We start from the raw sequence: 13743 nt of genomic DNA on the forward strand, positions 1-13743 counted from the left end.
GGCAGTCGTTTGGCGATTTCCAAAAAATCGCAACTTGTCCACTATATGACAGAGGAAAGACTATGACTGCTGTTGAAGCAACGTCCATAACTAAGGAAGAGCAAAGCAAGCCACTGGCACTTCGTGTCGGAGCGGAACTTGTGGGAAGCTTCATCATCTGCTTCGCGATTTACGCGATCTGCTCGCTTGGCTCCGCAGTGTACGGCATCAATATGGCGTTCATCGCCCTGCTGACGGGCATCGTGTATGCCGCGTCCACCGTGATCTTTGGATCCATCTCCGGAGCACAATTCAATCCGGCCGTATCCGTCGCCGCCATGCTCACCGGCAAGATCCATGTGCTTGATGGCATTCTGTATATCATTGCCCAAGTGCTCGGCGGCATTGGCGCCGGCGCTGCCATCCGATTCCTTCTGCCAGCTTCCGAGCAGGTGACGTTCAAGATCTGGATGACGCCGACGATCAACGGCTTCGATAAGAACTCCGTCTCCTACTCCACACTTGGCAACTATGGCGTGACGTTCAGCATCACCTTGGCCATCGCTGTCGAAGTCATCGCAGGCATCGTCATTGTTGCCGCCGCGCTTCGCACCACGGGCGAGCATGGCGAGTCCGATACGAACCATGCCGTCGCCATGGGGCTTGCCTACGGCGTCGGCACCGCCATCGCCTACCCGGTGACCGGAGCTGCATTGAACCCGGCACGCGCTACTGGCATCGCCATTTTCGCGCAAAACCAGGGTCTGAATGAGGAACCACTGCAGCAGCTGTGGGTCTTCTGGATCTGCCCCGTTCTCGCCGCTGCCGTCGTTGCCCTTATCGTCATTATCTCCGGTATGGTAGGCACGAAGAAGAATACGCCGGATGCCGAAGCTGCCGATGAAATCGAAAACGACACTGTTCTCGACGAAGCGTCAGTTTCCGACAGGAACGATGGTGAGGAGAATGAGCAATCCAGCGCCCAAACCTACCCCCATGAAGGCGTCGAAAGCGACTGACCGGACCTTCCATGGGCTGCGTTCACGCAATACCAGTCTGACCAGCCCAGTCACTATGGCCGTCACCGCGATCGCAGCGGTGGCGGTCTTTGTATATCCTGCGACCGCAAGCACCGTCGCAATAATCACTACAACTGCGACAATCCATTCGAACCACGGCTTGCCCTCATGATCTTCGGAAACGTAAGGATGGCTCATTCCGAGGCCTTTCATATCTCGCTTGCCTGCAACAATCGTAATCATAATAAGCATGGCGTCCGAAACCAATACGGAATCGGACGCCACGCTAATCACAATATCCTCGTATGAGGGGTGGAACGATCAGTGGAAGAAGTGGCGGGTGCCGGTCACATACATGGTGACGCCGGCCTTGCGGGCCGCTTCGAACACTTCCTCATCGCGGATGGAACCACCCGGCTGGACGATGGCCTTGACACCTGCGTTGATAAGAATCTCCGCACCATCGGCGAACGGGAAGAACGCGTCGGATGCCGCAACAGCGCCCTGGGTGCGATTTGCACCATCAGCCAGCGTATTCGCACGTTCAACGGACAAGTTGGCGGAATCGACACGATTCACCTGACCCATGCCGATGCCGACCGTGGCCTGATCATGGGCGATCAGGATAGCGTTGGACTTGACGCAACGGATGGCTCGCCAAGCGAAAACCAGATCCTTGATGGTCTGCTCGTCCGCAGGCTCGCCGGAAACCAGCTTCCACGCATCCGGAGCGTCGCCCGGAGCGTCGATGAGATCAGTGGACTGCACCAACAGACCACCGTCGATCTGACGGAACTGTGTCTTGGACTTCGGCGGTTCGGTAACCTTCAGAATGCGAAGATTCTTCTTCTTGGTCTGCAACAGCTCAAGGGCATCGGCATCATAGTCGGGAGCGACGATCACTTCGGTGAAGATCGGACGAACGCTTTCTGCCATTTCCATGGTGACCTTGCTGTTCGCAGCGATCACGCCACCATAGGCGCTCATCGGGTCGCAGGCATGCGCCTTCTTGTGCGCCTCAGCGACGGTGGCTCCAACGGCAAGGCCGCACGGATTGTTGTGCTTGACCACGGCAACCGCAATCTGCGGAGCGAAATCCCACACGGCACGCCAAGCTGCATCGGCATCAACATAGTTGTTGTAGCTCATCGGCTTGCCACCGAGCTGTTCAGCATGTGCGAAGCCGTTCTGGTTCAGCGGATCGAGATACAACGCGGCCTGCTGGTGAGGATTCTCGCCATAACGCAGAACATGGGCGCGATCCCAAGTACGGGTGAATGCGGCCGGGAACTTGGCCTCATTCAATTCCGCCTCACCTTCGGCAGTCGGCTGATCGACGGTAGCCGGCTTCGGCCAATGCTTCGCGGTCCACTCATTGATGGTGGCATCATAAGACGCCGTGTGCGCGAATGCTTTGCCGGCCAGCCAGCGACGTTCCTCAAGGGAGAAACCTTCACCGTTCTCGATACGGGCCGCGACCAACGCATAATCGTTCGGATCCGTGATGATGGCCACGGTGGCGTTGTTCTTCGCCGCTCCGCGAACCATGGACGGGCCTCCGATATCGATCTTTTCAATAGTGGCAGCTTCGTCCGCACCGGAACGAACCGTATCAGCGAACGGATATAGGTTGACGACCACCAAATCGAACGGTTTGATGCCAAACTTTTCCAGTTGAGCCGCGTGGTTCTCATTGGTCATATCAGCGAGGATACCTGCGTGGATATGTGGGTCGAGGGTTTTGACACGGCCATCGAGACACTCGGGAAAACCAGTGACTTCCGAGACTTCCGTCACCTTGACACCGAGTTCCGCAAGACGCTTTGCAGTGGAACCAGTGGAAACCACTTCAGTGCCGGCCTTGATGAACGCCTCGGCAAGAACTTCTATGCCTTCCTTATGGAAGACCGATACCAGAGCTCGACGTATCGGTCGATTCGTTGTTGTCACCCTGCTCCTCCTTATTGTTAATGGTTGAGGTCACTGTGCGGGCCGCATCGGCGATCTCACGATTATTTGGTTCAAGGACCGCAGCGGATGTACCGCTCCTGCCCTCGCGGACACGCTTTATGCCCCAGCGTATTCCGAAAAACATGGATACAGCCACCAAAGTCAGCAGCCACGATGAGAACAGCCCGACTGCAGTGGGCTGCCCAACCTTACGTGTCGACGCAATTACATCGACACCGACATGCGCAAGATGTTTCGATCCCAGTGCCCCGTTGGAGATGGCGAACAGCAAACTCGAGCCTACCGTTACGATCACGCAGGACATACAGAATGTTCCTGCAGGATAGGCGAGTCCGAACACCACCCGCTTGACGTCAATCTGGTAATCAGCATCATCAGCTCTGATATGGAATCCCTTGTTGAACAACATGACGATTATGCCTGCGATACAGGGCAACGCCAAGGGGATGCACATTAATGCGATTCGAGCCCAATCCGTTTCAATTGCCGACGGAAGCAGACCGAATATCGGCAGCGAAGGCAATGCCGTTCCCTGACCGCTCCACATAGTGAATTCAGCAAGGTCGCCAATCGAAAAGCCTGCTCCGAACGCCCAGGAAACCGCCCAAATCGCAATGTTCGGAATCCACGCGAGCATAGCGATCGTCGTAAGTATACGAGAACCGTTCTGCATTCCCGACAACTCATACAGCTTCACCATGGCCGACTGATTGCTAAACACCCAATACACGACCACAATCAGGCCAATGACCAGATAGACTGCAATCAACAACAGACCAAGAACTAAGCCTATGGTGATTGTCTTACGGACCGGCAACGAGACATGCTTGCCAATCCATTCCAAGCCTCGCTCGGTCAGCGACGCCTCGGGAATCAAGGCAATGGCATAGCCCAGTATGAAGACGACCGCCGTTTTCACGATAATCATGCCGGTCGTGTCAACAAGCTCGGTATCGACGCTGTTGGCAAAGAATATGTTAATCAGTACCCAGCCAACAGTCCCCGTCACACATCCGGAGAAACTGGTTCCAATACGCTTGGCAAGCGATGAAATAAGCGCAATCAACATAACCGTCAGCAACAACGGCATAATCGTCAGTGTGATAGATCCGGTTTTGAACCCGGATCCTTGGCTGAGAAGCACGACCGCTTCAGTCAAAGGAACGGAGCAGGCGGACAGATTGTCTCCGCCTTCTTCCATGGAGATGATCAGAAGCATCAGCGCGATATAGCAGCCGAGGGCGACAGCATAGATAATCATGGACGCTGCCGCTACGGCAAGCCCTTTCAACCAATACTTCAGGTTCTTTGCCATCATATCGACTTGGAAGCGAGCACCTCGCGCATGATTTCAGCAGTCTGCCCCGGAGTACGTCCAACACGGATGCCCACGGCTTCGAGCGCTTCCTTCTTGTCTTGCGCAGTTCCCTTACCACCTGAAACGATGGCTCCAGCATGGCCCATCTGCTTGCCTTCCGGCGCCGTGAAGCCAGCGATGTAGGCGACGACAGGCTTGGTCATATGCTCGGATGCCCACTTTGCAGCATCCTGCTCGGCGCTACCGCCAATTTCACCAATCATCACGACGGCCTTGGTGGCATCATCGTTTTCAAATGCTTCAAGGGCTTCCTGCAACGTGGTGCCAACGATGGGATCGCCGCCAGCGCCCAAGCATGCGGTGAAGCCGATGTCGGACAGCTCCCCCATCAGCTGATAGGTAAGAGTGCCGGACTTGGACACCAATCCCAAAGGTCCACGGGAGACGATGCCGTCCGGAATGATGCCGAGATTGCAACCCTGCGCACCTTCCGTCGAAGAAAGCGTAAGCAATCCAGGGCAGTTCGGCCCAACGATGCGCACGCCCTTGCGCAATGCGAGCTCAACGAAATACGCACTGTCGGCAACCGGAATACCTTCGGTTATGACCACAATCAGCTTGATACCGGCTTCAATGGCCTCAACCACGGCATCCTTAGCAAAACGCGGCGGCACGAACACAACACTCGCCTGTGCACCGGTAGTTTCAACAGCTTCGGAACAGCTACCAAAAACACGTAGAGTAACGTCTTCACCGTTTTTTGCTTCAGGGAAATTGACTTCCTGGCCGGCCTTGCGAGCATTGACGCCGCCGACGATATTGGTACCGGCCTTCAGCATGCGCGCGGTATGGGTCATACCCTGGTGTCCAGTCATGCCCTGCACAATGACAGGTGTACCATCCTCAATGAAAAGCGTCATTTTTAGCGAACCTCCTTGCCGTTGGCCGCAAGGCGTGCGGCCTGCTGTGCGGCTTCTTCCATGGTCTGTGCGACATGCAGATTGACTCGATTGGCTTGAGCCAGAATGCGCAGGCCCTCAGCAGCGGCGTTGCCATCGAAACGGACTACCAGAGGCTTGGAGCTGCCAAGCTTGTCAAGAGCTTCCAGAATGCCCTTCGCCACCTGTTCGCAGGATGTGATGCCACCATACACGTTGACCAGCACCGATTCGACCTGAGGATCAGAGAGTACAATCTCCAGACTGCTGCACATCACTTCGGCAGACGCGCCGCCACCAATATCAAGGAAGTTTGCAGGCTTGACATTAGTTCCCTGATCCTCACCGGCACCGGAAATGGCGTCGAGCGAACTCATCACCAAACCGGCACCGTTGCCGATGACGCCAACGGAACCTTGAAGATGCACATAATGCAAGCCATGCTCACGTGCCTTCTGCTCAAACGGATCGACATGCACCGGATCCGCGAACCGATTCCACCCATCGTGACGGAACGCCGCATTGTCGTCCAGAGAGATCTTGGCGTCCAACGCACACAACGTCTTAGACGATTCGTCATCCGGATCACCGATCTTGGCAAGCGGGTTAATCTCAACAAGTGTAGCGTCATTGTCTTTGAAGCACTGCCACATCTTCAACAGAATCTGTGCGGCCTGATTAACATCGGCATGGTAGAAACCAATGCTTTCAGCCATTTTGGTGGCCGCTTCGAGGTCGAAATCCTCAAGCGCGTCAATATGCAGACGCTTAACGGATTCCGGATGCTCCTTGGCGATCTCCTCAACCTCGGTACCGCCATTCGCTGTGGCAAGCACATCGAAATCACGGGAGGAACGATCCACAGAAATGGAGACATAGTACTCGTGAAGAATATTCTTTGCCTCGGCCACCAACACACCGCTGACCTTGTGCTTGTGAATGGTCATCGGCAGGATGTCTTCGGATGCAAGAATAGCCTCATCGCGATTCTTCGCTAGCTTGACACCGCCAGCCTGACCGCGATGGCCAATCTTCACCTGAGCCTTGATCACATTGGGGTAGCCAATCTGCTCGGCAGCCTCAGCCACTTCGTGAGAGTTCTGTGCGAACACTGCCTTAGGCGTTGGAATACCCTGCTCTTCAAGCAGTTCCCTAGCCTGGTACTCATAGAGATCCATGGATTCTTTTCCCTTGATGCTATTGGTTATTTACAAAGAATATACTTAAATCACGCAGGCATGGTAATCAACGAACTGGCTGGATACCCCTGCAGGGACTTCATGCCGTCGATGCCAGTAAGTTCCATAACGAAACTGAAACCAGCCACCTTGCCACCGCATTTTTCGATCAGTGCACTGGCTGCATGAGCAGTTCCACCGGTGGCGATCAAATCATCAACGATGAGCACACGTTCGCCCTCATGCACGGCGCTGGTTTCGATTTCCACGGCAGCCTGACCATATTCAAGATCATAATTCTGCGACACAGTCTCAGGCGGAAGCTTACCCGCCTTGCGCACGGCGATGAATCCTTTGCCAAGACGCGCGGCCAATGCAGGGCCAAACAAAAAACCTCGCGCTTCAAGACCTGCAACGGCGTCGAAATCATTGAAATTCACTGGCAACGCGGCCTCAAGTGCGTCCAAGAGAACACCAAAGGCACGAGCATCAGCCAATACCGGCATGAAATCACGGAAAAGAATACCTTCTTTCGGGAAACCGGGAATCGTGCGAATTTTAGAAATAAGGTACTCGGCGTTTTCAGCTCCGACCCTGCTTAAACCGGAAACGGTGATATCCGTTGATGCCATGGCGGTAGTTTCCTTCTCCTTCAATATGCGGCATTTCGCATTATAGGATTTCGACGCGAAAAAGAACGGCGAAAATCCCAAAAATGAGATTCTCGCCGATATCTTTTATATGTTGTCAGTTGTTCTTCTGTTCGGTCTCAGTCTGTGCCGCTTCGATCTCACCCTCAATCGGCTCCTGGGCAGCCTGATCTTCATCTGCAGAATCGGTGGGAAGCGGGTTGCCATTCTCATCGACCTCGTCATCATGCACATATGCGGGACGCACATATTCACGACTGATGGCGTTGAAGCCGAAACGAATCTGGGAGCCTTCGGAATCGATAACGATCTCCTCGTATTCGGTATCGACGGAAACAACCTTGCCGATCACGCCGCCGATAGTAATGACCTCGGTGCCAGGCTGAAGATTGGCACGAAAATCCTGGCGCTCGGCCTGCTGCTGCTTAGCCTTCTTGGACTGCCAGAACATCATGCCAAACATGACGACCATGATGACGATGAGAAAAATGTAATTCAAAGCACAACTCCTTGAGGTGGACGCTCAAACGGGACCTTATGTCCAAGACAACGAGTCTAAGCTAGCTTGCTGACATCAACCTGAGATTCGTCAGGCACCAAACCGAGATGTTCCCATGCCTTACGTGTCGCCACACGCCCCTTCGGCGTGCGCATGAGGAACCCCTCACGAACCAAATATGGCTCGCAAACCGTTTCCACGGTTTCCGATTCCTCGCCGACCATGGCCGACAGATTGTTCAGCCCGACCGGTCCTCCGTTGAAATTGGTGACAATGGCTTTTAGCACCGCGATATCCAAGCGGTCCAGACCTTCAGTATCGATCTGGTACAACGCCAAGGCCTCCTTGACATCGTTCGGATGCACGGTGTCAAGATCATGTACGATTGCCCAATCCCTTACGCGGCGAAGCAATCGGTTGGCGATACGCGGCGTCCCCCTCGAACGCATGGCAAGCTGGGGGGCAGCACCATCCTCGAGACGGACGCCAAGCACAGCCGAAGATCGTTCGATAAGCTTTTCAAGCTCCTCATGCGGATAAAAGTCGAGATGCGCGGTGAAACCGAAACGAGCCCTCAACGGCGACGGCAGCATGCCTTCACGAGTGGTGGCACCGATTACTGTAAACCGCGGCAAAGTAAGAGGGATGGAAGAAGCGCCCGGTCCTTTGCCGACCATTACGTCAACACGAAAATCTTCCATGGCTATATACAACAATTCCTCGGCCGCCCGCGGAAGACGATGAATCTCGTCGATGAAGAGCACTTCCCCGGCATCCAAAGAACTCAGAATGGAAGCCAGATCGCCGGCATGTTGAATGGCCGGACCGGAAGTGACTCTGATCGACACTCCAAGCTCGTTGGCAACAATCATGGCCAACGTGGTCTTGCCCAAGCCCGGAGGCCCCGCCAAAAGAATATGATCTGGAGGAACGTCGCGCTTGCGGGCAGCGTCCAAAAACAACTGCAGCTGCGCTTTGAGCCTTGGCTGTCCGATGAAACCGTCAAGAGCATGGGGCCGCAGTTCCTCGTCGCTCACCGGCTCGTTACCGACGGGCGATGCAGAAACCATGCGGAGTGATTCCTCGTTGGCACCAGTATTCGACTGGTCGAATGCAGAGTCGTTCGTCATGATGGTGCGATTCACCTACCTCGATCAAGGGACGCCAACGCAAGTCTGAGCACACGAGGCACGTCATCGTCTCCCAGTGGAATATCGATATGGTTGCTCTCGCAGACCGCTTGCACGGCATGAACGGCATCCTGTTGACGCCATCCAAGAGACATCAGACCTTCCACCACCCGTTCCGAACCAGTATCTTCCGTGGAACGTGTTTCAGGAGAAGCGCCTTCGATCTGACTAAGGTCAATGGACCCTTTAAGCTCAAGGATGATTTTTTGCGCACCTTTTTTACCTAATCCCGGCGCCTTCGCCAGCGCAGCGGCATCGCCGTCCGCCACGACCCTCGCCAAACGTTCCGGAGGCAACGTCGAAAGCAAGGAAAGGGCAACCTTCGGTCCAATGCCACTGACCTTCTGCAATTGCAGGAACATACGTTTCGAAGCAAGCGAGGAAAAACCATACAGCGTGATCGCATCCTGCGAAACATTCAACGACGTGTACACCTTCACCGTTTGACCGGCATGCATGGAAGTCAGATCCGCCGAAGGCATCCTGGTCTCATAACCGACTCCCCCGACCTCAATGATCGCCGAAGCCACGTCAATGGAATCGACTTGGCCATGCAACATGCCTATCATGCCGTCACCTCCCATAAACAATCATAGAACATCTGTTCGAGAGTCTACATTCCTCTGCGGACGCCACGCCGCCGTGCCGCATTCTGCGAGGCAAGCGCCCATTGACGTTGCGCATCAGTGAGATGCTGTTCACGTTCACCCCCTTGCAGTGCGCCCGCAGGACGAAGGGCATGGCAGATCGCAATAGCCAACGCGTCGGCCGCGTCAGCAGGTTTGGGCAGGGTATTCAGCCCCAGAATACGGGCGACCATACGTTCCATCTGAATCTTTTCGGCCTTGCCGTTGCCAGTGATCGCCATTTTCGATTCAGTCGGCGTGTGCAAGGCAACGGGAATTCCACGCTGGGCTGCGGCCAACATGGCCAGTCCGGCTGCCTGCGCGGTCCCTAACACAGTGTTGCGATTCTCTTGTGCGAACACACGTTCAATGGACACGGTATCCGGCGCAAACCGTTCTATTTTTTCAACCAAACCATTGTATATGGCCAACAGGCGCAGATCCTGCGACATTTTCGGATCAGACCGCACCACATCCACATGAATAAAAGAAAGCCGGCGATATGCGCCGGCTTCGATCACGCCGACCCCGCAGCGAGTCAGCCCGGGGTCGACGCCAAGAATAATCACGCTCGATTACTCCTCGTCAAGCTGAGCCATGACCTCATCGGAGGCGGTCCAGTTGGAGTAGATGTTCTGCACATCGTCCAAATCGTCGAGGTTGTCGATGAGCCTAGACACCTTCTGGGCATCCTCGAGAGTCAATTCAACCTCGTTCTTCGGCATCATGACCAAATCGGCGGAATCGTAATCGAAACCGGCGTCCTGCAGAGCCTTACGAACATCGATCATTTCGGAAGGATCGGTGACAACGGTGAACACATCGCCATCTTCGGTCACATCCTCGGCACCAGCTTCAGCGGCCTTTTCGAACAGATCGTCGAAATCAACGCCTTCGGCAGGAACGATGATCTGACCCTTGCGTTCGAAATTGAAGCTCACAGAACCAGAGGTGGCCAAGGAACCATTGCCCTTGGTCAGGGTGGAACGCACTTCGGCGGCCGCACGATTACGGTTGTCGGTAAGGCATTCGATGATCAGACCGACGCCTGCGGGAGCATAGCCCTCATAGACGATATCTTCGTAGTTGGCACCGCCGGCCTCTTCACCAGAACCACGCTTGACAGCGCGCTTGATGTTATCGGCAGGCATGGAAGCCTTCTTGGCCTTGTAGATGGCGTCATACAGGGACGGATTGCCGTCAGGATCGCCGCCACCCATACGTGCTGCGATCTCGATATTCTTGATCAGCTTGGCGAACAGCTTGCCACGCTTCGCGTCGATGGCGGCCTTCTTGTGCTTGGTGGTCGCCCACTTGGAATGACCTGACATAATGCTCCTAGGCAGGTTGCGGATGTTTCAAACGAAACGATTCTAAAGCGGTTCTAAGACAAAGCACCTGACATACGGTTGTCAAGCACGTCAGCATCCGCCGTTTATAGGCAGTTATAGCTGATATGTCCTATGGCCGGCAGCCATCTGTCGACGCGCTTCGAGAACGCGCTGGAACACTGTGACCACACCTAAAACCGCAAGCAATACCATGTCAATGGCCAGCCATAGGCCGTGATGTGTCAGACCAGTGATCGCCATGCCCACCAGAATGATGACCAGTCTGTCAGCGCGAGTTGCGATGCCGTTCTTCACCTCGAAACCAACGGATTCCGCACGGGCACGCGCATACGACGTCACAAACGACGTCATCATCGACACCATGGCCGCGCCGACGCCGACCCAACCAATGTAATCCGGGCTTGACTGGCTGATGTCATACCACCAATCGGCGTGCAAGATGAAGAAGACAATCACTCCGGCGAGCAACGCCCAATCGGCGATACGATCCAACGTGGAATCCAAAAAAGCGCCAAACTGGGTGCCTCCCGTGGTCAGCTTCGCAATCGAACCGTCCAGGGAATCGGCCAGCACCAGCAATGTCAGTACTACGGCTCCAGCGAAAAGCCATCCTGTGATGCCAGTGACGAAGGCAACAACAATGGTTCCGATAGTGCCTATGACCGTCACCGTATTTGCGGTCAAACCAATGGATATCAACGCTTTGGCAAGTGGCTCTATGAGTTTTTTGAATGGTGTGCGAAGATGTTCCAGCATGCGGATTCCTGTTCCTAGAAAACGAAAAGGGCGCGCAAGCGTCAATATGATGCTCGTGCGCCCTTATATGACCCATAATCTTATAAGACCGAATGCACGCGAATCGGCTCAGTCTGCGATGGCGGCCTTGAAGTCGTCGACGTTGTTGACCTGAACACGCTTCTTGAGCACGGTCATAATCTGCGCCTTGGCTTCATCGACCGGCACTCCGTTCAGCTGGCTGCCATCACGGAAGCGGAAGCTCACCGCATTGTTGTTCATGTCTTCCTCGCCAACGATGAGGATGAACGGAACCTTGGACTTGGATGCGTTGCGGATCTTCTTGCCGAAACGATCGTCGGACATGTCGATTTCACAACGAACCGTTTCTTCTTCGAGGCTGGCGATGAACTGCTGCAGGTGCGGAGCGAATTCATCGGCAACCGGCACGCCGAGCACCTGAACCGGAGCGAGCCATGCCGGGAAAGCACCGGCATAATGCTCAAGAAGCACGGCGAAGAAGCGTTCGATGGAGCCGAACAGCGCGCGGTGGATCATCACCGGACGCTGGTGGGTGCCGTCTGCAGCGATGTATTCCAAGCCGAAACGTTCCGGAAGATTGAAATCAAGCTGGATGGTAGACACCTGCCAGGTACGGCCGATGGCATCACGGGCCTGCACGGAAATCTTTGGACCGTAGAAGGCTGCGCCACACGGATCGTCAACCAGTTCAAGGCCAGATTCCTTGGCAACTTCGGCCAGCGTATTGGTGGCCTCCTCCCAGATCTCGTCAGAACCGACGTACTTGTGCGGATCCTTGGTGGACAGCTCCAGATAGAAGTCGTCCAGGCCGAAGTCCTTCAATAGGCCAAGCACGAAGGTCAGCAGGTTCTTCAACTCGTCCTTCATCTGCTCGCGGGTGCAGTAGATGTGGGAATCATCCTGAGTCAAGCCGCGCACGCGGGTCAGACCATGCACCTCGCCGGACTTCTCGTAGCGATACACCGTGCCGAATTCAAACAGGCGCAATGGCAGCTCGCGGTAGGAACGCTGGCGGGACTTGAAGATCAGGTTGTGCATCGGGCAGTTCATTGGCTTCAGGTAGTAGTCGAAGCCCTGCTTGATGACGTTGCCGTTTTCGTCCTTTTCCTCATCCAGACGCATTGCGGGATACATGCCATCCTTATACCAATGCAGGTGGCCGGAAGTCTCGTACAGACCGCCCTTGGTGATGTGCGGAGTCTGTACGAAGCTGTAGTGGTGCTTGCGATGCATTTCGCGGGAGTAATCCTCCATCGCGTTGATAACGGCAGCACCCTTCGGATGGAACACAGCCAGACCCGGACCAATCTCATCCGGGAAGGAGAACAGATCCATTTCCGCGCCAAGCTTGCGGTGGTCACGCTTGGCGGCCTCCTCAAGACGAGTCTGATAGGTCTTGAGATCTTCTTTGGTAGCGAAAGCCGCGCCATAAATACGCTGCAACATCGGATTGGCTTCGCTGCCACGCCAATACGCGGCTGCGGAACGCTCGATCTTGAACGCCTTGATATAGCGAGTATTCGGCAGGTGCGGTCCGCGGCACAGGTCCTTCCAAACCACATTGCCGTCACGGTCGACATTATCGTAGAAGCTCAGTTCCTTGCCACTGATTTCAGTGGCGGCCTCCGGATCGAGGTGGGCTTCCTTGTCTTTGATCAGCTCCAGCTTGTACGGTTGATCAGCCTCTTCCGCCAAAGCCTCCTCTTCGGTCACCACGCGGCGACGGAAGGACTGGGACGACTTGATGATGCGCTGCATGCGCTTTTCAATCTCTTTGAGATCGTCAGGAGTGAACGGAGTCTCAACATCGAAATCGTAGTAGAAACCGTCTTTGATGACCGGGCCGACGCCAAGCTTGGCGTCCGGGCGGATCTCCTGCACGGCTTGTGCCATGACGTGGGTCGCGGAGTGACGCATAATGGCCAAACCGTCTTCGCTATCAAGCGCGATTGGTTCCACAACATCGCCGTCATGCAGTTCGGTATACAAATCGCGAGGTTCGCCGTTAAGGCGCACCGCGATGATGTTCTTGTCTTCCGCAAAGAGCTGGACGCCAGTCTGGTCTGCTGCCACCTCCTTCGCTTCGCCGTTGAGTATGATGGAGATGGTCTGTTCAGCCATGGGTTGTCCTTTGCTATCGGGGTCCGCGTTACTAATGTGCAGGCCTGGACTGTATGTCAACGATGAACAAGATAGGGTTGAGGGCAGACATCGGCACGCTGAAAAGGTGAACGGCACGCTGCAAC

At 55.1% G+C, this 13743-nt stretch carries 14 protein-coding genes; 1 reads left to right on the top strand and 13 read right to left on the bottom strand.

Features of this window, described 5'->3' with window-relative positions:
- The first annotated feature begins 62 nt into the window (after positions 1-62).
- Complete coding sequence (locus AH68_RS05745; protein WP_039198442.1) at positions 63-998, top strand: MIP/aquaporin family protein; 936 nt, start codon at positions 63-65, stop codon at positions 996-998.
- Here AH68_RS05745 and AH68_RS10315 read toward each other — a convergent pair.
- The 13 genes from AH68_RS10315 to thrS form a co-directional block, all read right to left on the bottom strand.
- Positions 915-1196, bottom strand: a complete 282-nt coding sequence (locus tag AH68_RS10315; RefSeq protein ID WP_081995944.1) for a DUF3017 domain-containing protein — start codon at positions 1194-1196, stop codon at positions 915-917. The two genes, AH68_RS05745 and AH68_RS10315, sit on opposite strands and share 84 nt — an antisense overlap.
- 123 nt (positions 1197-1319) lie before the next feature.
- The gene (gene purH / locus AH68_RS05750) at positions 1320-2948 is read right to left on the bottom strand and encodes a bifunctional phosphoribosylaminoimidazolecarboxamide formyltransferase/IMP cyclohydrolase (RefSeq protein WP_039198444.1); all 1629 of its coding nucleotides are present in this window, start codon (positions 2946-2948) and stop codon (positions 1320-1322) included.
- On the bottom strand, positions 2896-4287 hold the full coding sequence (locus tag AH68_RS05755; RefSeq protein ID WP_236682360.1) for a cell division protein PerM: 1392 nt from the start codon (positions 4285-4287) through the stop codon (positions 2896-2898). Before AH68_RS05755 ends, purH begins: the two co-directional genes overlap by 53 nt.
- Positions 4284-5207 carry a succinate--CoA ligase subunit alpha gene (gene sucD / locus AH68_RS05760; RefSeq protein ID WP_039198448.1) on the bottom strand — a complete coding sequence of 308 codons (924 nt, stop codon included), beginning with the start codon at positions 5205-5207 and terminating at the stop codon, positions 4284-4286. The genes AH68_RS05755 and sucD overlap by 4 nt, the downstream gene beginning before the upstream one ends.
- Before the next feature lie 2 nt (positions 5208-5209).
- Positions 5210-6403: an ADP-forming succinate--CoA ligase subunit beta gene (gene sucC / locus AH68_RS05765; RefSeq protein ID WP_039198450.1), complete on the bottom strand. Its 1194-nt coding sequence runs from the start codon at positions 6401-6403 to the stop codon at positions 5210-5212.
- Positions 6404-6453: 50 nt separating this feature from the next.
- Complete coding sequence (locus tag AH68_RS05770) at positions 6454-7035, bottom strand: adenine phosphoribosyltransferase (RefSeq protein ID WP_039198452.1); 582 nt, start codon at positions 7033-7035, stop codon at positions 6454-6456.
- 115 nt (positions 7036-7150) lie between these two features.
- Positions 7151-7525 (bottom strand): preprotein translocase subunit YajC, encoded by a 375-nt coding sequence (locus AH68_RS05775; protein ID WP_144245762.1) that lies wholly within the window; start codon positions 7523-7525, stop codon positions 7151-7153.
- Positions 7526-7608: 83 nt separating this feature from the next.
- Positions 7609-8682, bottom strand: a complete 1074-nt coding sequence (gene ruvB / locus AH68_RS05780) for a Holliday junction branch migration DNA helicase RuvB (RefSeq protein ID WP_039199894.1) — start codon at positions 8680-8682, stop codon at positions 7609-7611.
- 11 nt (positions 8683-8693) lie between these two features.
- Complete coding sequence (gene ruvA, locus AH68_RS05785; protein ID WP_039199896.1) at positions 8694-9311, bottom strand: Holliday junction branch migration protein RuvA; 618 nt, start codon at positions 9309-9311, stop codon at positions 8694-8696.
- Between the two features lie 44 nt (positions 9312-9355).
- The gene (gene ruvC / locus AH68_RS05790; RefSeq protein WP_039198457.1) at positions 9356-9937 is read right to left on the bottom strand and encodes a crossover junction endodeoxyribonuclease RuvC; all 582 of its coding nucleotides are present in this window, start codon (positions 9935-9937) and stop codon (positions 9356-9358) included.
- A 6-nt stretch (positions 9938-9943) separates the two neighbouring features.
- A complete protein-coding gene (locus AH68_RS05795) occupies positions 9944-10699 on the bottom strand; it encodes a YebC/PmpR family DNA-binding transcriptional regulator (protein WP_039198460.1) in 756 nt (251 codons plus the stop codon).
- 114 nt (positions 10700-10813) lie between these two features.
- Positions 10814-11476 carry a phosphatidylinositol phosphate synthase gene (gene pgsA, locus AH68_RS05800; RefSeq protein WP_039198462.1) on the bottom strand — a complete coding sequence of 221 codons (663 nt, stop codon included), beginning with the start codon at positions 11474-11476 and terminating at the stop codon, positions 10814-10816.
- A gap of 108 nt (positions 11477-11584) precedes the next feature.
- Positions 11585-13618 (bottom strand): threonine--tRNA ligase, encoded by a 2034-nt coding sequence (thrS, locus tag AH68_RS05805; RefSeq protein WP_039198463.1) that lies wholly within the window; start codon positions 13616-13618, stop codon positions 11585-11587.
- Positions 13619-13743 lie beyond the last annotated feature (125 nt).

It is taken from the genome of Bifidobacterium catenulatum PV20-2 (assembly GCF_000800455.1).
In the GTDB taxonomy this organism is placed as follows: domain Bacteria; phylum Actinomycetota; class Actinomycetes; order Actinomycetales; family Bifidobacteriaceae; genus Bifidobacterium; species Bifidobacterium kashiwanohense_A.